Source organism: Roseivirga sp. E12 (assembly GCF_017592825.1).
Classification (GTDB): Bacteria; Bacteroidota; Bacteroidia; order Cytophagales; family Cyclobacteriaceae; genus Roseivirga.
On record NZ_JAGFMD010000005.1, the window covers coordinates 166033 to 188754 of the forward strand.

15 protein-coding genes are annotated in these 22722 nt (G+C 41.5%); 11 read left to right on the top strand and 4 right to left on the bottom strand.

Annotated elements, in window-relative coordinates:
- Window positions 1-2 precede the first annotated feature (2 nt).
- Together J4E76_RS13110 and J4E76_RS13115 are read left to right on the top strand one after the other, a co-directional pair.
- Window positions 3-1331 carry an NAD(P)/FAD-dependent oxidoreductase gene (locus J4E76_RS13110; RefSeq protein WP_208504855.1) on the top strand — a complete coding sequence of 443 codons (1329 nt, stop codon included), beginning with the start codon at window positions 3-5 and terminating at the stop codon, window positions 1329-1331.
- A gap of 56 nt (window positions 1332-1387) precedes the next feature.
- Window positions 1388-2932, top strand: a complete 1545-nt coding sequence (locus J4E76_RS13115) for a DUF4365 domain-containing protein (protein WP_208504857.1) — start codon at window positions 1388-1390, stop codon at window positions 2930-2932.
- On the opposite strand, the gene J4E76_RS13120 is transcribed toward J4E76_RS13115, so the two are convergent.
- Window positions 2929-3792, bottom strand: coding sequence for an AraC family transcriptional regulator (locus J4E76_RS13120; protein ID WP_208504859.1), 864 nt, complete (start codon window positions 3790-3792; stop codon window positions 2929-2931). The two genes, J4E76_RS13115 and J4E76_RS13120, sit on opposite strands and share 4 nt — an antisense overlap.
- Before the next feature lie 131 nt (window positions 3793-3923).
- Between J4E76_RS13120 and J4E76_RS13125 the strand changes: the two genes are divergently transcribed.
- From J4E76_RS13125 to crtD, 8 genes are all read left to right on the top strand, one after another.
- A complete protein-coding gene (locus J4E76_RS13125) occupies window positions 3924-4838 on the top strand; it encodes a dihydrodipicolinate synthase family protein (RefSeq protein ID WP_208504862.1) in 915 nt (304 codons plus the stop codon).
- A gap of 2 nt (window positions 4839-4840) precedes the next feature.
- Window positions 4841-6421 (top strand): aldehyde dehydrogenase (NADP(+)), encoded by a 1581-nt coding sequence (locus J4E76_RS13130; RefSeq protein ID WP_208504864.1) that lies wholly within the window; start codon window positions 4841-4843, stop codon window positions 6419-6421.
- Window positions 6418-8130, top strand: coding sequence for a DUF885 family protein (locus tag J4E76_RS13135; protein WP_208504865.1), 1713 nt, complete (start codon window positions 6418-6420; stop codon window positions 8128-8130). Before J4E76_RS13130 ends, J4E76_RS13135 begins: the two co-directional genes overlap by 4 nt.
- Window positions 8131-8133: 3 nt before the next feature.
- Window positions 8134-9072, top strand: coding sequence for an ornithine cyclodeaminase family protein (locus J4E76_RS13140; protein WP_208504866.1), 939 nt, complete (start codon window positions 8134-8136; stop codon window positions 9070-9072).
- Window positions 9073-9079: 7 nt separating this feature from the next.
- A complete protein-coding gene (locus tag J4E76_RS13145) occupies window positions 9080-10081 on the top strand; it encodes a 4-hydroxyproline epimerase (RefSeq protein WP_208504868.1) in 1002 nt (333 codons plus the stop codon).
- 6 nt (window positions 10082-10087) lie between these two features.
- Window positions 10088-11338 (top strand): FAD-binding oxidoreductase, encoded by a 1251-nt coding sequence (locus tag J4E76_RS13150; RefSeq protein WP_208504870.1) that lies wholly within the window; start codon window positions 10088-10090, stop codon window positions 11336-11338.
- On the top strand, window positions 11335-12393 hold the full coding sequence (locus J4E76_RS13155) for a proline racemase family protein (protein ID WP_236017456.1): 1059 nt from the start codon (window positions 11335-11337) through the stop codon (window positions 12391-12393). The genes J4E76_RS13150 and J4E76_RS13155 overlap by 4 nt, the downstream gene beginning before the upstream one ends.
- Before the next feature lie 145 nt (window positions 12394-12538).
- A complete protein-coding gene (gene crtD / locus J4E76_RS13160) occupies window positions 12539-14002 on the top strand; it encodes a 1-hydroxycarotenoid 3,4-desaturase CrtD (RefSeq protein ID WP_208504872.1) in 1464 nt (487 codons plus the stop codon).
- Here crtD and J4E76_RS13165 read toward each other — a convergent pair.
- From J4E76_RS13165 to J4E76_RS13175, 3 genes are all read right to left on the bottom strand, one after another.
- Window positions 13995-15515: a transporter substrate-binding domain-containing protein gene (locus J4E76_RS13165; protein ID WP_208504873.1), complete on the bottom strand. Its 1521-nt coding sequence runs from the start codon at window positions 15513-15515 to the stop codon at window positions 13995-13997. The two genes, crtD and J4E76_RS13165, sit on opposite strands and share 8 nt — an antisense overlap.
- Before the next feature lie 47 nt (window positions 15516-15562).
- Window positions 15563-16345: an alpha/beta fold hydrolase gene (locus J4E76_RS13170; RefSeq protein WP_208504875.1), complete on the bottom strand. Its 783-nt coding sequence runs from the start codon at window positions 16343-16345 to the stop codon at window positions 15563-15565.
- A 126-nt stretch (window positions 16346-16471) separates the two neighbouring features.
- Complete coding sequence (locus tag J4E76_RS13175) at window positions 16472-19693, bottom strand: carboxypeptidase regulatory-like domain-containing protein (protein WP_208504877.1); 3222 nt, start codon at window positions 19691-19693, stop codon at window positions 16472-16474.
- Window positions 19694-20126: 433 nt separating this feature from the next.
- Here J4E76_RS13175 and J4E76_RS13180 point away from each other — a divergent pair, with 433 nt between their 5' ends.
- Window positions 20127-22688 (top strand): M14 family metallopeptidase, encoded by a 2562-nt coding sequence (locus J4E76_RS13180; protein WP_208504879.1) that lies wholly within the window; start codon window positions 20127-20129, stop codon window positions 22686-22688.
- Window positions 22689-22722 lie beyond the last annotated feature (34 nt).

Below are 22722 nucleotides of genomic sequence, written 5' to 3' on the forward strand. Positions count from 1 at the left end.
CTATGGAAGGCAAAAAGGAGAAAATCAGCATTCTAGGAGCCGGACTGGTGGGTTCTTTACTTTCCATCATGCTCGCCAAAAGAGGTTATCAGGTAACGATTTTTGAAAGAAGACCTGATATGCGGAAGGCTGGGGCAATTGGTGGACGATCCATTAATCTGGCACTAAGCCACCGAGGACTGAAGGCACTCGATAGAGTTGGCCTCAAAGATAAAATTCAAGAGAGCTGCATCCCAATGCCTGGCAGGATGATTCACGATTTACAAGGCAATCTAGATTTTCAGCCTTATGGGAAAGAAGGTCAATACATCAATTCGGTTTCCAGAGGTGGCCTTAACTGGCTCTTGATGGATGAAGCCGAAGCACATGGCGTAGAAATTCGCTTTGATCATAAATGCCTGGATGTGGACTTTGATTCGGCAACCGCAACCTTTGAAAATGGACAGTCGGTAAGCTCAGATTTTCTCTTTGGGGGAGACGGAGCCTTTTCAGCCTTGAGGGGCGCAATGCAAAAGACAGATCGCTTTAATTTTTCTCAGGAATACATCTCAGCAGGTTACAAAGAGCTGACAATGCCAGCAACAAAAGATGGTGACTTTGCCATTGACCCTGATGCCTTGCACATTTGGCCAAGAGGTGAGTACATGCTTATTGCGCTGCCTAATCTGGATAAGAGCTTTACCTGCACCCTATTCTTTCCATTTGAAGGAGAAATAAGCTTTGATGCACTCAAAACAGAAGCCGATGTAGAAGCTTTCTTCAATGACAAATTCAAGGATGCCGTTCCTCTTCTACCGAACTTGAAAAAGGAGTTCTTCGAGAACCCAACTTCAAGCTTGATTACCGTCAGGTGCTCCCCGTGGGTCAAAGGAAACACAGCCTTGATTGGTGATGCCGCTCATGCTATAGTTCCATTTTATGGGCAGGGCATGAACTCAGGTTTTGAAGACTGTTATGTCTTTGATCAGCTCTTAGAAAAGCACGGTGATATCAATGATGCCCTGCTTAAAGAATATCAAGACCTTAGAATTCCTGATGGCAATGCCATTGCCGACCTCGCGCTCTACAACTTTATCGAAATGCGAGATAAGGTAGCTGACGAAAAGTTCGTGCTACAGAAGAAGATTGAGAAAAAGCTGAATGCACTCTACCCAGACAAATGGGTGCCACTCTACTCAATGGTTACCTTCAGTGATTATCGTTACTCCGAAGCCATTGCCCGAGGTGACAAACAACAAGCCATTATGGATGAAGCACTCTCCAGACCAGGGATTGAGGATAATTCGGAAAGTTTGGATTTCGAAGCAATTGTCAATCAACTATTGGGCTAGCTTTTAAGTGATTTCATTCGATTGAGTTATTTCTTAGCTTTAGCTAAGCATACACAATGGAAAGAGACCTAGGAAATCTTGGTGAGGCACAGTTTGAGGCTTATTGCCATGGAATAGGAATTACGCCCAATAAAGTTCAGATTGACAAAACAGGTTGGGACTTTTTAGTTGAGTTCCCTGACAAGGCAGAAGCGAACGGTCCTTTAGATTTGGCTCCCATTCCAATAAGGGCTTATGTTCAAGTTAAATCCAGTGAATCAGATAGAAGAGGTTCTCAAGTAAAAGTATCAAACTTAAAACGCTTTTTAGGGACTAATGAACCTTGCTTTTTCATCTTTATGATATTCTCTAAAAGCAATGAACCTAAGGGAATTTACCTAGTACACTTTGATGAAGCATTAATTTCGCGGACATTAAAAAAGCTCCGTGAGTTGTCATTGAAAGGAGAAAGTCAACTGAATAAAAAAAGCCTGCTTGTAACATACAATGAATCCAATAAGGTCAAGGGCTCAACTTCCGAAAGCCTCTATACTAGTTTAACCAAGCATCTCCCTCAAGGTCTTCACAGTTACAGAGAATGGAAAAAAGGAATAATTGAAAATATAGGTTACGAGAATAATGGTAGACGTTTCGAAGTTACCTTTCCAAAATCAGATCTTAAAAAAATTGTGGACTCCACTCTCTACAAAGAGTCTAAGGTGCCATTTGATACCCTAAAAATTTACGATGAAAGATTTGGCATCCCTATTGAACTTAAGGATCTATCCACCAAAAACGGTAATCTCTTTTTTACGAAAATTGATGAAAAAAAGCTTCGGTCCTGCTTTATTTTCGAGGGTAAAAAATTCTGGTTCGAGGTGACCATATCCTCATCACCATTTGAACAAGGAAAGAATATAACCAAGACTAGGATTGATGGAAAAATTTTTGATCTCATTATTTCGTTCGACACTCATAAAGCCAGTTTTACACCGCTTCTTCAAAGCAAAGAAGCTGTTGAAATAATCACACACAGCTCCTTCGCTCAAGTCCTTAAAAATGTTTACCGTTCCAAAACTGGAGAGTTTAGAATCCAAGGTCCAACAAACTTGAGACTTGGAATTGATTTTAATGATCATGAAGCAAAAGAAGACCTGAGGCAATTTATTGATGCATCAATGGTCTTAGATAAGCTCTGCACTCACCTAGAATTACCAAAAAGTCAAAAAGTATCACCGAGTGATATTTACGAAGCCCGTCTTAGAATCATGATTCTTTATGAGACTCTATTATCTGAGAAAAGAATGATGATGACAGAATTCACTGCAGATGCTGTGATAAGTGATGGACGAAAAATGACAACAACCATTGCACTTTTTTGTCCATTGGGGCAAATAGGCATTGGAATTTTCATGTCAGTCTATGGTAAAGTAGAGCCCGTTAGAGGTAACGTTCATAGGTTAACACCAGAAACCTCTACCATTCATGATGCTGATTTTTTTGAACGGACCGATAAAACTAATATCCAAATCCACGAATCACTTACTAACCTAGAAAAGGAACTGAGTACCTCTAATAAGAACTACCTTTTTATGGATAAGAGAGCCATAGTTCTCGATTAGTCAAATAGATTTGACCAGATTGTAGGTGGGACACCCTTTACCACCTTAAACCTCCTGTTAAAATTACTCAGGTTATTAAACCCACATTCAAAAGCGATCTGAGCAATCGGCTTATCTCGTTCCGTTAGCATTTTGCAGGCCTGACCGACTCTATATTCATTTAAAAAATCCAGATAAGTCTTGCGGGTATGTTGTTTAAAATATCTACAGAAGGCTGTTTTGGTCATATTGGCTACTTCAGCAACCTCAACCAACTGAATTGGTCTCGAATATTCCAGCATGGTAAAGTTGAAAATATCGTTAAGTCTTTTACCCTCTATTTCGTTAACCTTTTTTGTAAATAACTGACCAGATAAATAGTCGAAGTCATCATTGATTGACAAATCCTTAAGCACCTCTATTAAGGCTATGATCCGATCAAGCTCTTTAAGCTTGAACAAGCTTCGAGTCTTCTCCCTCAGTAACTCAATATTCTTACCTGAGAACTTCATTCCTCTACCCGCTTCTTCAATTAACCCAGCTAGTCCCTTCGCTTCTGGCAAATCTAAAAATGAAGCTCCCAAAGTGTTTCTATCAAAGAAAAACGTGAGGGCTTTGGCCCTTTTTTCACTACCGGAGGTATAGTAGCTAGCATCATTTCTAAAGACATGCGGAGCATTCGGTCCAATTACAAACACATCGCCAGGTTCAAAACTACCCAAGTAATCTCCATAGATCAGCGTCCCATGACTTTCCTCAATTAAAGTCACCTGAATTTCAGGATGCTGATGAAGGGTATCATAGAAGTACTTTTCCTCATCTATCTGGGTGTGAAAGGATACTTGCTCGGTTTTAGGAATTTTGAATGGAAGCGGCTTCATCAATACGATTTAATCCCTATTTATCACTTCTAAATATTAAGAATGATAATATCATATCAGTTTTTGCAAATATACGAATGTAAACCAGACTGTTTTCCACCTACATTTGAAGCGTATTTAAAAAACGCATTATGAAAGTAGCATGGGAAGGTGTTTACCCAGCAGTCACCACAAAATTCACTTCTGACGATCAGTTGGATCTTCAAATGTTCGAAACCAATATTCAGGCACAGCTCTCTGCTGGTGTTGATGGTATAATTCTGGGTGGAACGCTCGGGGAAGCTAGCTCCTTAATGGAAGACGAAAAGGACGTACTAGTCAGGACCGCAGCCGACATCTGCAATGGCAAAGTACCTGTGATTATGAACATTGCCGAGCAAACCACGAAAGGTGCCATCAAGGCAGTCGAAAAAGCTCAAACTAATGGAGCCAGCGGATTGATGATGCTTCCTCCTATGCGATACAAAGCTGATGACAGGGAAACCGTAACCTATTATAAGGCCGTAGCCAACTCGACAGACCTACCTATAATGGTTTACAATAACCCTGTCGACTATAAAATTGAAGTGACGCTCGACATGTTCGAAGAGCTGATCGAATGTGAGAATATCCAGGCCGTTAAAGAATCTACTAGAGACATCTCTAACATCACACGGATGATCAATCGCTTTGGAGATAGGATTAAAATCCTTTCAGGTGTCGATACCTTAGCCCTAGAAAGTTTATTCATGGGTGCAGGCGGATGGGTAGCTGGTTTGGTTTGTGCCTTCCCGCATGAGACTGTTGCTATCTATCGACTTAAAAAGGCTGGAAGAATCGAAGAAGCTCTAGAGATATACCGATGGTTCCTCCCGCTCCTAGAACTAGACATTAATGCCAAGTTGGTTCAAAATATTAAGCTGGCTGAAGTAGCCACAGGCATTGGAACAGAGAATGTTCGTGCGCCAAGATTACCACTTGTTGGTGCTGAAAGAGACCATGTATTGCGTATAATTGAAGAAGGTTTAGCGAATAGGCCCAAACTACCTGATTACTTAAATCTCTGAAAATGATTACAGGAAAAAACTATATAGGAAAAGATGCTTCAGCCATGGGCAACGAGGTTTTAAAAGCCTACAACCCAACTGACAGCTCTATTTTTCCCGAAGAATTTGTTGCTGCCACGGCTGAAGAAGTTGACGCAGCTGTAAACAAGGCCAACTCGGCTTTTCAGTCATTCAAAGGGATTTCATACGAGAAGAGAGCCCAATTTCTAGAGACTATTGCTGAAGAGATTATGGCTTTAGGCGATGCACTCTTGGAAAGAGCTAGTGGGGAGTCAGGCCTGCCCGTTGGAAGATTTCAAGGAGAAAGAGGTCGTACCTGCAATCAGTTGAAAATGTTTGCAGCTGTGCTTCGCGATGGTTCTTGGCTAGATGTCAACATTGACACGGCAATCCCGGACAGACAGCCAATTCCGAAGGTAGATTTAAGAAAGATGCAAATTCCAATTGGCCCAGTTGCCGTTTTTGGAGCAAGCAATTTCCCTTTGGCATTTTCTACTGCCGGTGGCGATACCGCATCTGCACTTGCTGCTGGGAACCCAGTTATCGTAAAGGGGCATGAAGCACACTTGGGCACAAACGACATGGTGACTCAGGCAGTACTTCGCGCTGTCGAAAAATGCAATATGCCTGATGGCACTTTCTCTATGGTAAATGGTGGAATCGAAACAGGGCAGCAGTTAGTAAAACACCCAAAGGTTAAAGCTGTTGGCTTCACTGGTTCTCTTAGAGGTGGTCGCGCGATCTTCGACCTAGCGAATCAGAGACCAGAACCTATACCGGTATATGCCGAAATGGGCAGCACAAATCCGAGCTTCCTAATGCCTGATAAAATGGCTTCAGATCCGGAAGGCCTAGCAAATATATTTGCCAATTCAGTGGCTTTAGGCGTTGGTCAATTCTGTACCAGCCCAGGGCTTTTGATAGGGATAAAATCGGCACCGCTTAATCAGTTTATACAAACGTTAAGTCAAGCTTTAGCGGCCAAGGATTCCGTAACCATGCTCAATGCAAAAATTGCTAAGAGCTATTATTCACACAGAGGACTGGCCATTGAACAAACAGGAGTTGAGGCCTTAGGAGATGTCAATGACCCTGGGGAAAATAAAGGCAAACCTTTGACCGCAAAAGTTGACGGCAGTACGTTTTTAGCCAACCCTCAACTTCACGAAGAAATTTTTGGTCCATTTACTTTAGTGGTTGCCTGTGAAGATATCACTGAAATGTTGGCAGTTGCTTATGCACTCAGTGGTCAATTGACAGGCACATTGGTGGCTGCAACATCCGATTTGGAAGCTCATCCTGAGATTGTTGATGCACTCAGCACAAAAGTCGGTCGCTTGCTTTTCAATGGAGTGCCAACTGGAGTTGAAGTATGCCACGCTATGCAGCATGGTGGTCCTTACCCAGCTTCAACAGACCAAAGAACAACCTCTGTAGGAACAGCCGCAATTTCAAGATTCGTTAGACCTATTTCCTATCAAAGCTGGCCAGATAGCCTGCTCCCCGATGCCTTAAAGAATAGTAATCCCCTAGGTCTTTGGAGGATTGTAGACGGAGAACTCACAAAAGCAGCTATCCAATGAGGTTAATCATTGCTCTTTGCTGCTTAGTGTTACTGTTTTCTTGTGAAAAGAAGCAGAGTTTGGAAGCTATACTCGAAGAAGTATCGTCACATGAATTCTTGACAGAAGAAGAAAGAGAGCAATATCCTTTGGGTAGGTATACTGAAGATGATTTTAAGAGTCGCGCTGAGTTTGCTGAACAAACTATTGAAAAACTTCGGCAGTTGGACACTTCCACAATGGAATTCACCGATCAAATCAGTGTAGAACTGATGATCTATCGCATGCAAGAGGATATTGATCGTTATGATTTTCAAGCCTACCTTAATCCAATTTTAGTGGATGCGGGTTTTCACATTGGCTTTGCAAGCCGGCCCAATCGATATCGCTTTCAGACTAGAGAGGATTATGAAAAATACATTGGTGATTTAAAGGCATTTCCAAAATATGCCGAACAGCATATAGAACTCATGAGAAAAGGTTTGGCAATAGGTATTGCCCAACCAAAAGCGATATTAGAAGGGTATGATGTCACTTACAACACCCATTTAGTAGCCGATTATACCGAGAGTGCCTTTTACGCTCCATTCTTAAAGATACCGGCTTCATTTTCAGAAAATGACAAAACTGAATTATTACGGAGGGGCAAAGATGCGGTTGAAAATGGTGCATTGGCTGGCTATCAGATGGTCAAATCATTCTTTGATGAAGAGTACATACCGAATGCACCAGATAAAATAGGGGCTTCCCATTGGCCGAATGGTAAGGAATACTATCTGAACAGAGCCAACTATTACACAACTACTGATTTATCGGTAAAAGAGATTCATGATACTGGACTAAGAGAAGTAGAAAGAATCAAAGAAGAAATGGAGACGGTCATGAAAAAGGCTAGTTTCAAGGGTACTCGAAAGGAGTTTATCCAATTTCTACGTACCGACCCTCAATTCTACCCTAAGACTCCTCAAGAGTTGCTTTCTTACGCAGCATATTTATCCAAAAAAGCTGACGGAAGGCTTCCCGCACTTTTTAGTAAACTACCACGACAACCTTATACAGTTGAGCCTGTTGCGCCACATCTGGCTCCTAAGTACACAGGTGGCAGATATTCTGGTGCTCCCATTAACAGTACAAGAGCAGGAGAATACTGGGTTAACACCTACGACTTACCAAGTAGGCCTTTATATGTTATGCCTTCACTAACCCTTCATGAAGCAGTACCTGGTCATCACTTGCAATCCGCCCTGACTAAAGAGTTAGAGGATTTACCTCAGTTTAGGAATAACATGTATATCTCTGCCTTTGGTGAAGGCTGGGGATTGTACTCCGAATTTTTAGGCATTGAAATGGGAATGTATGAAACCCCTTATGACGACTTTGGTAGGCTGACCTACGAAATGTGGAGAGCATGTCGATTGGTTGTCGATACTGGCATTCATGCCTATGGATGGCAGAGGCAGCAGGTCATTGATTACTTAGCCGAGCACACAGCACTTTCAATCCATGAATGTACGACCGAAACAGATCGCTATATCTCTTGGCCAGGCCAAGCCCTTTCTTACAAAATCGGAGATCTTAAAATCAAAGAATTAAGAAAGAGGGCTTCTGAAAGGTTGGGAGATAATTTTGACATCAGAGAATTCCATGCAGCATTGCTTTCAGAGGGAACTTTGACACTCCCTCTACTTGAAAAGGTAATAGAAGCCTACATAAAGAATAAGGAAAATTGATTTATGAGGTTTGTCTCGGGAACAGAAATAGCGTCAATTTTTAGTTACGAAGAATTCATTCCGATACTACGCAAGGCCTTCTGTGAAAACTACACAATTCCTCCACGACATCACCACGAGTTTGACAATGGAGTAGGTGAAAATACTTCTACATTATTATTAATGCCTGCCTGGAGCAAGGGTGAGTATTTAGGCGTGAAGATGGTTACCGTCTCCCCTTATAACGGTGAAGTAAATCTACCCGCAATACAAGGTGTTTATACCCTGATGGATGCTCGGAATGGGCTGATCAAAACACAGATGGATGCCAAAATACTTACGGTTAAAAGGACGGCTGCAGCCTCTGCCTTAGCCTCATCATTTCTTTCCAGGAAAGATTCGAGCACATTGCTCATGGTAGGTACCGGTGCATTAGCACCTGAATTAGTTAAAGCACATTCTACGGTTCGATCAATTGATAAAGTTTTGATTTGGGGTAGAAGTATTGATAAAGCTCATCTACTAAAAAATCAACTTCAACATTTAAACTTGGAAGTTGAGGTAATTGAATCGCTAAAAGAAGGAGTTAAACAGGCCGATATCATATCAGTGGCCACTTTAAGTCAAGAACCACTAATACTAGGAGAGTGGCTCGGTAAAGGTCAACACTTAGACCTAGTAGGTGCTTATAAAGCGGACATGAGAGAAGCCGATGACAAGGTAATGGAAAGAGCTTCGATTTTCATTGACCATGAAGGCGCTCTAAGTGAATCTGGGGATTTGGCCATACCACTAACATTGAATGTTATTTCAAAAGAAGATATTAAAAGTGACCTTTTCGAACTTTGCAATGGTTCAAAACAAGGTCGAGTAAGTGATAAAGAAATCACACTGTTTAAGTCTGTCGGCCATGCGTTGGAAGATTTAGCAGCTGGATTATTTGTGTTTGGTAAACTTAACTAATGATAAATTGAGCAAGCGATTCTTTTGTATTGATGCCCATACATGCGGTAATCCAGTAAGGCTTGTTGCCGGTGGTGCGCCATTGTTGGAAGGGGCCAACATGAGCGAAAAGAGACAACACTTCTTATCAGAATTTGATTGGATAAGAAAAGGACTCATGTTTGAACCTCGCGGTCATGATATGATGTCTGGAAGTATTCTCTATCCACCTGTTGATGAAGCAAATGACATTGGTGTCCTATTCATTGAGACCAGCGGATGTCTACCAATGTGTGGACATGGTACTATAGGAACGGTTACCATTATGCTTGAAGAAGGTTTGGTTACCCCAAAAACTCCTGGAAAACTACGCTTGGAGACTCCAGCAGGGTTAGTATTGATTGACTACACTCAGAATGGTAAAAAGATCAGTGCGGTCAAACTTACAAATGTACCCGCATATCTTGCTGCGGAAGGTATTGAGGTAGTATGCCCAGATTTGGGTAAACTCACTGTGGATGTGGCATATGGTGGAAATTACTATGCCATAATTGATCCACAGGAGAACTACCAGGACATGGCCAATTATACGGCTAGTCAACTTATCGGGTGGAGTAAAACCTTAAGAGACAACCTAAATGCAGCGCACACTTTTAAACATCCCGAAAACGACACTATTGGTGGATTAAGTCACATTCTCTGGACAGGTGCGCCAACTCAAGATGGTTCTACTGCTCGAAACGCTGTTTTTTATGGTGATAAGGCGATCGACCGCTCTCCTTGTGGTACGGGAACTTCGGCACGTATGGCACAATGGGCAGCTAAAGGAAAATTGAAAAAAGGAGATAGATTTATTCATGAAAGTATCATCGGCAGTCAGTTCATAGGCCGAGTTGAGGATACGGTGAAGCTAGGTGACTTTGACGCCATAATCCCAAGTATTGAAGGATGGGCCAAAATCACCGGATACAACACGATTCTAATTGATGAAGAAGATGACCCATATGCGCATGGGTTTCAAGTAATTTAGACAAAGATGGATAAAAAGGTGGTCATAGTAGGCGCAGGCATAGTGGGACTGTCCACGGCTTATTACCTGAACAAAGCAGGAGTTGATGTGACCATTATTGACAGTACAGATGGCAAGGACAATTGCTCTTACGGAAATGCTGGATACATCTCTCCCAGTCATATTATTCCACTAGCCTCTCCTGGCATTATCAGTCAAGGACTCAAATGGATGCTAAACAAGAGCAGTCCTTTCTATATCAAGCCCAAACTCAGTCAGGATTTATTGAAATGGGGTTGGCTATTTAAAAAGGCTGCCACAGACAAGCGAGTAAAAGCTGCCATTCCATTGCTTTACGATTTGACTACTCAGAGTCAAAAACTCTATGAGGAGATTCTCCGTGAGGAGACGATTGAAGCAGGTTATCACAAACCTGGGTTACTAATGGTCTGCCAGACTAAGGAAGCACTCAAGCACGAAGTTGAGTTGGTAGAAATCGCCAATCAGTATGGTTTAGAAGCAAGTCAACTTTCAAAAGAAGAAACCGAAAGAATGGACCCTAATGTACATTACAATATGGCAGGCTCAGTTTATTTCGGTTGTGATGGTTGGATGACCCCAAACGCTTTTATGGAGCAATTCAAATCTCTTCTGGTTAATAATGGAGTTAAAATTGATTTCAAAACGGAATTGCAGGCCATTGAAACAAAGGGAAATAAAATCAGTGGGTTTGTAACAGATAAAAAAAACTATCAAGCTGATGAATTTGTAATTGCAGCTGGTTCGTGGTCTCCCTTGTTAATGAAGCATCTAAAAATAGACCTTCCACTACAGGCGGGAAAAGGATATAGTTTTACGATAGAAAATCCTCCAACCATGCCGAAACTGCCATCCATTCTGGTTGAGGCTAGAGTTGCAACAACTCCAATGCTACATGGCTTTAGGGTTGCCGGAACCATGGAAATTTCAGGCATCAATCACGAAGTAAATCCAGCAAGGGTCCAAGGAATTATCGATTCGGTAAAAGAAGCAATGCCTGAATTTCAGAATTATGGCTTCGATACCATTAAACCTTGGGCGGGTCTACGTCCATGTACGCCAGATGGCCTACCTTATATTGGTAGGCCGAGGTCTATCGACAATTTACTTGTTGGCACTGGTCATGCCATGCTTGGATGGACTTTGGGGCCCATAACAGGTATGCTTTTAACCCAATATATCACTGGTCAATCACTTGATATTGAATCCAATTTGTTAAACGTTGAGCGATACAATTGAAAGACACCTATCAGAATATTTGTACCAAACACGATCTAATAACTCCTGAAGGCTGGTTGAAAATTAAAACTATCGACATGCATACTGGCGGTGAGCCTTTACGTGTAATTGTCAGCGGCATACCAGAACTCGAGGGTAATTCTGTTTTGGAATACCGGAGGTATATGAAGGAGAATCTCGATCACATTAGAACATCTCTAATGTTTGAACCTCGTGGACATGCTGATATGTACGGGTGTGTACTACTTCCACCTAACGAACCCGATGCAGACTTTGGGATTCTTTTCCTTCATAACGAAGGCTATAGTACTATGTGCGGTCATGCAATAATTGCCATTACCAAGTTAGCCGTGGAAATCGGCTGGGTAAAGAAAAAAACACCCGAAACAAAACTTGAGATTGATGCCCCATGTGGACGAATTACTTCTTTCGCCAAAATGTCCAATGGAAAAGTAGAAAGTGTTTACTTCTATTGTGTCCCCTCATTCGTAATTGCTTTGGATCAGCAAATTCAAGTTCCTGAGCTTGGAATGGTTACCTATGATTTAGCATATGGGGGAGCGTTCTATGCCTATGTAGATGCTGATAAACTCGGCCTTCCGCTCTTAGAAGACAATTATAGCAATATCATTAAAAAAGGCATGGACATTAAACATGCCATACTGATGGAATCTAACCAAGTAAAACATCCATTTGAAGAAGACCTTAGTTTTCTTTACGGAACCATATTCATAAGCAAAACGGCTCATAATGGTGCTGACAACCGCAATGTCTGCATCTTTGCCGAAGGTGAGGTAGACCGGTCGCCAACTGGTTCAGGGGTGGCCGGCCGAATGGCAATACATCATAAAAGGAAAGAACTGGCCGAAGGTGAAGAGATGACAATTGAGAGCATCCTTGGTACTAAATTTAAGGGATCGGTACATCAGGTTCTTGAGTATGGACCGTACAATGCAGTAATACCAAGAGTTGAAGGTAATGCCTTTATTGTAGGTCAAAACGAATGGCTTATTGATCCGAATGATCCATTAAAAAATGGTTTTATTTTAAGATAATAATTGCCATTGACAAAAAAATGTATGTGAAATCGACTTTTTCCTGACAAAATACAGGACTAGGCTTGCATAAGTAAAATTCATCTCCCATTTTCATATTACATAGACTCACTACGACCGACTGAACTTAGACTGACGACTACTGATGAGCAAATCAGCAATAGTGATTGGCTCAGGAATAGCTGGTATGGCAGCTGCTATACGCTTGGCTCAAAAAGGATTCATAGTATCCGTTTTTGAAGCTAACAACTATCCTGGAGGCAAGCTGACCGAAATAAAGCTTGGGAAGTATCGCTTTGATGCGGGCCCCTCCCTCTTTACTCTTCCAGAAGAAGTGGAAGGGCTATTCGAGTTATGCAATCAGGATATCTCAGAGCACTTTCAGTACGAAAAACTCGAAACCACATGTCAGTATTTCTATCCAGATGGCACGGAATTTACAGCGTGGTCAGATCGAGAAAAACTTCTCCATGAGTTCAAAAAGAAATTTGAAGAGCCAAACGAGAATGTAATTTCTGCATTAGACAAGAGTGAGTTTCTATACAACAATCTGTCTCCAGTATTCATGCATAAGTCTTTGCACCGAGCCTCAACTTGGCTGGGTGGTAAAGCATTGATGACCTATTTGAAACTCCCTAAATTCGATTTAAGTCGAACAATGAATCAGGTGAATGAGAAGCGATTCGAAAACCCCAAAACGGTACAACTTTTCAACCGGTACGCTACTTATAACGGGTCTGACCCATATCAAACCCCCGGGACACTGAATATCATTCCCCATTTAGAATTTGGTAGCGGGGCATATTTTCCTGTCAACGGAATGCAAGGCATCACCAATAGTATCTATAAGCTTGCAAAGCGCGTTGGGGTGAAATTCTACTTCGATACACCTGTTAAAAATATAGTGATCCATGATGGTGCAGCTAAGGGTGTGAATACCGCAATGGGTTTCCACAAGTCTGATCGCGTGGTTAGTAATATGGATATGGTCGGTACTTACAAAAAGCTTTTGAAAGATCAGTACCAACCCAAAAAGCTGTTGTCACAACCGAAGTCCAGTTCTGCATTAATTTTCTACTGGGGTATAAAAAAGAAATTCGATCACCTTGACTTGCACAACATCTTTTTTTCGGCCAATTATAAGAAAGAGTTTGAGCACATCTTCAAATCAGAAGACATCTATGCTGATCCTACAGTTTATGTAAATATCACCAGCACACATAAGGAGGACGATGCTCCGGAGGGATGTCAAAACTGGTTTACGATGATCAATGTGCCTAATAATAAAGGACAGGACTGGGATACGATGATTGCCGAGGCACGCAAAAACATTCTCTCCAAACTATCAAAAATGCTCAATGAGGACATTGGATCATTAATTGAAGTAGAAGACGTGCTAGACCCTCGGACTATTGAGTCCAGAACAAGTTCAGTTGGCGGTGCCTTATATGGAAATAGTTCTAATAATAAGTACGCTGCATTCCTTCGACACCCAAACTTCTCAAGTAAAATCAAGCATTTGTACTTTTGTGGGGGCAGTGTTCACCCTGGCGGTGGTATTCCTCTAAGCCTTCTCTCTGCCAAGATTATGGCTGATCATTTCAGTTAGTTGGTATTCGCTCGGTGACAATCAAAGTATCGCTCACGAGATTGGGGTTTTCATAGAACTGCAGGTACTGATCGTAACGCGTCAGAATTTCTCGAACATATTTAACGGGTTCAGAACCCCTGCAATATCCATAGACCACTATTGGGTCTTGATAATACTCTGGTGTAGATTTTAATTCGAGATATTTCGCAACACTGTTTTCCCATATCAGTGGATCAGCGTCATACTTTTTCGCCAATTTCATCGCATCTCGTACATGCCCTTGTCCAACATTATAAGAGCCCAAAACAAACTTGATCAACTCATTCTCATCGGCAATATCAGCTGACCAATACTCCATTAGCCACTTTAGATGATCGGCTCCCGCCATAATGTTCTCTTCAGGGTCAAAGACATCATCGACCTCATATTCTTCAATCACATTGTTTGTCAGCTGCATTAAGCCCTGTGCTCCTACCCACGATTCGGACTCCGGATCAAACTTTGATTCTTGAAAGACAATAGAAGTTAAAAGCAACCAATCCATATCCAGTTTCTGAGCGGCTTCTTTGATTAGATCATCATAGGGGGAAATACGATCTTTGGAGAAGGAGGAATATGCACTTTGGACCTTATAGTTTTGCGATTTCCTATTTTTAAAATAGCGATTATAGATCACGAAAAAATCAGGAGATTTCTTCATATCAACCAGCCAATCATCCACTATACTCTTAAGGTCAGTAGCATTCTTCCTTACAGCCCAAGCTATTTTCTGAGGAAAACTGATCGGTGTTTCAACATCCAAGTCAGGATAGTATGTCGCATTGATCATGGCTACATCCTGATCTGCAATGGTATATTCAATATCGCCATCTAGGACCATCTTTATAAGCATCTCTGTGTCCACAGCGCCCTCTACTTCATCTATTACAATGTCTTCACCTATCTCATCGGAGAGGTTCAGGAGCCTATCGGAAAAAGCAGAGCCCTTTCTTGTATAAACAGTCTTTCCTCCCAGATCTATTGTACTTCTGATTAATGATGCTTCAATTTCATGGAGCTTCATTTGACGCCAGTTTTTAGGCTTTCTCTGTACTAATACTTGAGGCACATTATTATGTGGTTCTGTAAAAGCAACTTTCCGATTCCTCTCTTTGGTCACTGTCAGGTGATAGGCCATTATATCTGCCTCTCCGCTATCTAACATATCAAAGGCACCTTGAATATCTGCCGTTATCCGAACTTCAAGCTCAACTTTTAGGTATTTGGCGAGGCGAGTAAGGAGTTCATACTCATATCCAATAGGTCTACCTCGATAAATGAAATATCCAGTTGTACTGTTATCTACAACAGCAATTAAGCTTCCACGCGTCTTGATTTGATCCAGATCGAAGTAGATAGGAGCGGCTTGAATTGTCGCTTGTTCCTCGGTGGATTCTGATGCGCCTTTATTCGCGCATTCAAAGAGTATTATGCAAGGTAAAAGTACGACTAGACAAACTCGTAATTTTGAAACGATCTTTGGCCAAGACATGATAAAAGATAGTGATCATGACTGACTAATTCAAAAAGGACACTAAACTAGCTGTTATGGCTGATAAAATTGATTGCCGTGCTATTAAAGAAATCGGGCTGCTCTACATTACAAACATGTCCGCAGTTAGGAACAACCTGAAGTGAAGAGGTGCTATGATCTTTGACTAACTGGGTAACTTGAGGTAGAAACATATAATCTTCATCTCCCATTACATATAGCGTTGGAAGCTTTGTGTCATTCTCATTAAAATAACGCAATAGAGGGTTCAATTTGTAAGTAAGACCAAACCAGCGAACGAATTCTTTTTGGCACAGCTTCTTAGCTTGATTGGCAAAAAGAATTCTTGATTCTTGATTTCTTTTTCTGGGCATGATGATCCAAGCGAAGAAACGATAGAGCCACATATAGGGTATGAACTTCTTTGTAGCGTTTCCAAGACCTACTAATAGCTTAGAACGCACATTTAGCCTTGTTACTGCCCCGCCCATTACTAATGATTTCACTCTATCTGGAGCGAGTTCACAGATGGTTCTCATGAGTATGGTTCCCAGCGAGATACCGACAAAATGAGATTGCTGAATTTTCAGGTGATCCATTACCTCCAAGACATCGGCAGAAATATTCTCAAAGTTGTACTCGTTTGAAAAATATCGCTCAAAAATCTCCTGAGACTTTCCATGACCCCTTAGATCGATCAAAAGTACATTGAAATGCTCTTTGAACTCTTTCACCTGCTTGTACCAGATAGAAGAGCTCCCTCCAGCACCGTGGATAAAAGTAACCCACTCGGTAGAGTCCGGGTGATCGTATGATTTATAATACAGCATTGCCTAAATCGCTAATCTAACAATATTATCAGGAATAGGTTTCAAAAAATCATGATTAGACGCTGATACACAAAAAAGGCTTCTCTAAATATTTAGAGAAGCCTTTTAATGATTGTATGATAAATCTTAGTTACCGAAAGTATATCTCAGACCAAGTTGCATCTGCCATCTTGAGCTAGTCAAGCCAGAATCATCAATTCTGTTAGCAGAAGGATCGTTGTCAGTTACACCATCAAAAGTATAAGTAGGTGTAGTGCCATCAGGCAAGAAGCCTTCGAAGTTCAACAGCTCAAAGTCTGAAGGTACAAAGTATCTTCTACCCCAATCAGCATTCAGTAAGTTACCGAAGTTGTAGATATCAGCAGTGAACTGTAAAGTGTGTTTCTTACCGCCTGCATTGATAGAGAAATCTTGGATCAATCTTAAGTCAAATACATGAGTGAATGGAGATCGGTTTTGGTTAACCTCAGCATATTGACCTCTTCTTTCGCTCAAGTAATCGTCAGAGTTGATGAATGTACTAAGAGCTGTCCACTGCTCAGCAGCAGTACCCGCTCTTGCATCGTCAACAAGGATAATATCACTTGAGTTTTCAGGAACATAGATCAATGATCTTTCTCTTGAAGCTTCGTTAGTCAATCTATCACCATCATTGTAGATGTAAGAGAATGGACGCCCAGAACGACCTTCATAAACAAGGCCGATTTGAGTAGCTAAGTTTGCATTCCACTCTTTTCTGTAAGAAGCCTGAGCAATGATTCTGTGCCCTGGAGAGAAGAATGACTTAACTAGAGGTTGGTCAAAGTTTCTACCACCTATAGAGTGCAACCCTCTCCACTGAGATGAGTTTTGAGAAGACGTACCATCAAATACATTGAAAGACTCACCGTAAGAATAAGAAACGCTTCCTTGAAGGCCATTATTCAAAGGCATTGTCAATGTTGTACTCAAGTTATAAGCATAACCTCTACCAGTATTCGAAGCCAAAATAACTCTACTGTAAGTATCGTCAACTTCATCTCTTCTGTTATAGATAGGTCTGTTATCACCAGTACCAGTCAAGTTTGAAGTTGAAGGTCTGATGTTAATGTTCTCATATCTAACAGCGTGGATAGTCTTAGTGTAAAGCGCATCTACAGACCAAATCCATCCATTGTTCAAACGCTTATCAACAGCAGCGTTGATTTTCGCCACTTGAGGAATTTTGAAATCCTCAGCAAACAAATCAATGTTACCTGATTGTCTTGTTGGATCAAATGTACCTGGTTGGTTGTTGATATCTGGTCTGAATATACCGTCAAAACCATCAGTACCAATAAATGCAGCTCCAGTATTGAAACCGTTGTTATTGTATGCACCACCTGGCCACACCAAAGGAATTCTAGAAGTAAACACACCAGCACCACCTCTTACTTGAAGTGTTCTGTCACCATTTACATCCCAGTTAAAACCAAACCTTGGAGACAACAAAGGCTGAGTCTTGATAAACTGACCAATTCTAGCACCTTTTAGGTCATAACCTGCAGCTTCGTACAAAGGAATACTGTTGTTGTTGAAATCAGCATTTTCAGGAGTATCATCAAATGCCTGCATATCAACTCTCAGACCGAAAGTTATTTTTAGGTCGTTGTTAACCTGCATTTCATCCTGAGCATAGAGACCGAATAAGCTAGAGTTAAAAATTGCCGCAGCAATTGAACCGTCACCTGTTAAGTTATCTCTGTTAGAATAAAGTCTGAAGTAATCACTCGCTGGTTGATCAGTCAAGAACTGGTTCAAATCATCATACTCATACTCACCATAGTTAAAGGCGATAAACAAGTTTTCCACAGAGTAGAATTCAGCATTAACACCGAAAGTATAAGTATGTCTACCCTTATATAACTCGAAGTTATCATTGATAGTGAATACAGTTTGATCTAAAAGGTTGGCAGTTGAGAATGGCTCAGCTCCAAAGTTGATTCTACCTACACCGTCATTGATGATTACAGTTGGGAAGTCAGTCCCAGTTGGGTCTCTGTCATCATTAACACTTACATAACCGAAAGTCAGTTTGTTAGAGGCATTAGAACCTATAGTAGAAGACCATTCAGCAGAAAGCGAGTTTGTCTTAGATAAGAAAGCTTCAGATCTGTTGTAGAAGTTTAGCGTTCTATTAGTAGATCTTACAGCTTCAATGTTATCAGCTTTTACGTAAGAGTATCTTGCTGAAATTTTGTTGTTCTGATTCAAGTTGAAATCGAGCTTAGCAGTGATTTTATCAGAATCAAGGATTACTGGGTTTGGAGTCAATGTACCTGGCTCATAACCAAAGCCTTGAAGTTTAGTTCTTAAGGCATTAATATCCGCAGCAGTCGCATCTCCTTCATAGTCATTGAAGTCGAATGGCTGAGGTGTTTCATCACTTTGGTTTTCAACGTTAACGAATAAGAAAAGCTTGTCCTTGATGATTGGACCACCTACTCTGAAACCAATTGTCTCAGCGGAGAAATCAGCCAAACGCTCTCTTGCGCCATCTGTATCTCTTGGTGTTTTACCAGCAAGGTTTTCGTTTCTCCAAAACCTGTAAACAGATCCTTCAATTTCATTAGAACCAGATCTAGTTACTGCGTTAATTGCACCACCAGCAAAACCTGAAACTCTCACATCAAATGGAGCTACTTGAATTTGGAATTGCTCAATCGCATCAATTGAGATTGGAGATACTCCAGTTTGTCCACCGTTTGTACCTGAACCAGCCAGTCCGAAAACGTCATTATTTACAGCACCATCAATGTAGATAGAGTTGTAACGGTTGTTCTGACCACCAATGGAAATAGAAAAACCATCGTTTCCTTCATCAATAGTTGCTTGAGGGGTGAACCTTGCAAAATCACCAATCGCTCTTGCCACGGTTGGAGTAGCATTAATCTGCTCAAGACCGACTACTGTCTCAGCACCAGTTCTGTTACCATCAAAAATGTCACTTTTCTCTCCTACCACTTCTACAGCTTCTAGTGCTACTGAAGTTTCAGATAGTTGAGCGTCAATTTTGAATGCCTGACCTAATGTCAAATAAACATTCTCTTTTTTGAACTCTCTATAACCAACAAAAGTCACGGTCACTGTGTAAGGACCACCAACTCTCATGTTTGGAATTCTATAATAACCATCACTGTTGGTGATGTTTCCATAGCGAGAACCACTAGGCGTATGCACTGCAACGATAGTGGCACCTGGGAGTGTCTCTCCGCTTGCATCTGTTACCCTTCCGTTAATAGAAGAGGTTGTTGTACCCTGACCGAATGCTGCGTTTACTGTAACAAGCATCAATCCAGCCAAGAGTAACTGAAGTAATTGTCTTTTCATACAAGAAAATTTAAAGTAGATTAGATTGTTTCGATTCAATTCTTTGAGTGCGCTAAGCGCTTTTCACAAGGCAAAAGTAGTAGTTATAAAGGTGGAGGTAAATGGACAAATGTTATGATATCGCTACGATTGCGTAACTCCTTTAACCTATTCTTAACATTGATAACCTGATCATTTACAAGTTTCTTAAAAAATAAGTCAAGTGCATCCTTAAGATGATACTTCAAAAAAGCCAACAGCGTATTGTACAGTAATTTGTCTAAATATCAGTCTGCTAGTTCAGGGGATAGCTTATCTGATGCTCGGTACAAAAGTAAATTCTCCTTGACTAAGAAAAAAGTGTTTGCCAAGTAATTTCTGCTATCGTTTTTTCTCCTTTTAATAAGTACGTGGAATCTGTATATTGCTTTCTTTGCAATAGCCGTATTAGATGATGAACAAACGTTTTTTTAAGCTCCTTTTAGTAATTCTCCTTTCCACCGGATCGATGGCTTTTGCCCAAGTAGACTTGGCCTACTATCTACCCGACAATGTTCAATATGATCCTGCCATTCCCACCCCCGAGTCAGTCATAGGACACCAGGTTGGTGAGTGGCACATTACGCATGACAAGCTGGTTTCTTATATGAAAGCCGTTGCGGCAGCTTCTGACAGGATTACTATAGAAGAAACTGGCCGAACTCATGAAGGAAGGCCTCAACTCCTTTTGACAATTACTCACCCAAGCAATCACGTAGGAATTGATAAGATCAGAAGTGACCATGTTTGGCTTACCTACCCCAATGAGGCTGACAAGTTTGACGTGAAAAAAATGCCCAGTGTTGTTTATATGGGCTTTAGTATACATGGCAACGAGCCGAGTGGATCTAATGCCTCTTTGCTGGTTGCATACTATCTGGCTGCGGCACAAGGAGCCGAAATAGACAACTCACTCAGAAATACGGTAGTCTTACTAGACCCTTCATATAATCCTGACGGCCTGACGCGGTTTTCGACATGGGCAAACATGCACAAAGGCAAAAACGTAAATCCAGATCCTAATGATAGAGAATATCGCGAGGTCTGGCCTGGAGGACGTACCAACCATTACTGGTTCGACTTGAATAGAGACTGGCTACCCCTTCAACAACCTGAATCAAGAAACAGAATTGCAAAGTATCATGAATGGAAGCCAAACATCTTGACCGATCATCACGAGATGGGTACCAACTCAACATTCTTCTTTCAACCTGGCGTGCCCTCTAGAACACACCCACTTACGCCAAAACTTAATCAAGAGCTAACAGGCAAAGTAGGTGAATACCATGCTCAAGCCTTGGATAGCATAGGTTCACTCTACTATACAAAAGAAGGATATGACGATTTCTACTATGGAAAGGGCTCGACTTTCCCGGATATAAATGGTGGCATAGGTATTCTTTTTGAACAAGCTAGCTCCCGAGGCCATGCGCAAGAAAGTGCAAATGGTGTTCTGAAGTTTCCATTTACCGTACGCAACCAATTCACGACAGCACTATCAACTTGGCAAGCGGCTGTTTCTATGAGAGTCGAGCTATTAGAGTATCAAAAGAGTTTTTACAAAAGAGCACTAAGAGAGGCTGACTCTGACGCTCACAAGGCCTACATATTTAAGGCAGAAAAGGACCCTGTGCGCGCTTATCACTTGGCAGAAATCCTAGATCAGCAGGAAATAGACTTCTACAGACCTTCGAGAAGAATACGATTAGAAGACGAAGAGTACTTACCAGGAAATAGCTACATAGTACCTCTAAAACAGCGAAATTATAAAATCATTAAGGCCATGTTTGAGCAACGCACCACATTTGAGGATAGCCTTTTCTATGATATTTCAGGCTGGACATACCCATTGGCTTTCAATCTTGAATATCATGAAATGTCAAGTAGGGACTATGGAAGAAACCAACTAGGAGATAAAATTGAAAACTTGTCATTTCCAGAAGGTCAAGTAGTTGGTGGTCAAAGTAATTATGCGTATGCCTTCGAATGGCATGGATATTATGCCCCAAGGGCAGCTAATCGACTCTTATCCAAAGGCGTAAGATTAAAAGTTGCTACGAGCAAATTTGAAGGTGCGGATGAAAAGGAATTTGACAGAGGAACTATCCTTATACCTGTTGCCAATCAGAAACTATCGGCATACGACCTCTTCGAAGAACTGCAGGCCATAGCCAGAGAAGATGGGCTCGATATACACGCCCTCAATACGGGGCTGACTGGAGGAGTATCCTTGGGAAGTAACTCATTTATTACTCTTGAAAAGCCAGAAGTGGCACTGGTCGTTGAAGCGGGTAGTTCTTACGATATTGGTGAGGTTTGGCACCTTTTGGATACAAGAATGAACATGTTGGCAACCAAACTTCCTGTAGGTAGACTTGGCTCTGCAGCGATTGACCGTTACAATACCATCATTATTTCAGGGGGGCTAAACCTTAGTGAGTCTGCCATGGAAAACCTAAAAAGGTGGATTAGAAATGGTGGTACTTTAGTCGGCACTGGTTCGGCCGTGGGCTGGATGGCAAGAAACAAGCTGACTAACCTAAAATCGGTCAGTGCCAAGCGTCCAAGTGCTGAGGAAATCGCTTACGATCAGATTTCGAATTATACAAGGGCACAGAATATTCCAGGAGGTGTTTACATGTCTACATTAGACCTTTCGCACCCTATGACATTTGGCTATTACAGAGAATCACTACCTACATTCAGAAGGGGTAATACCATGATAGAGCCGGCTGAGAGTATGTTTGCTAACCCCGGACGATATACTGAAGAACCTCTACGCAGTGGCTGGATCAGTGATGCAAATCTGGAAGCCTTAAAAGGAACTTCCACCATCAGAGTTAATGCAATGGGCAATGGTCGAATTGTCTCTTTGGTGGATAATCCAAACTTCAGGGCTTTCTGGTATGGCACCAACAAATTAATGATGAACGCCATATTCTTTGGAAGAATAGTAAACAGAGGGGCTGCACGATAATTTGTTATCATACTACACCTGAAGTGTCCTTTCT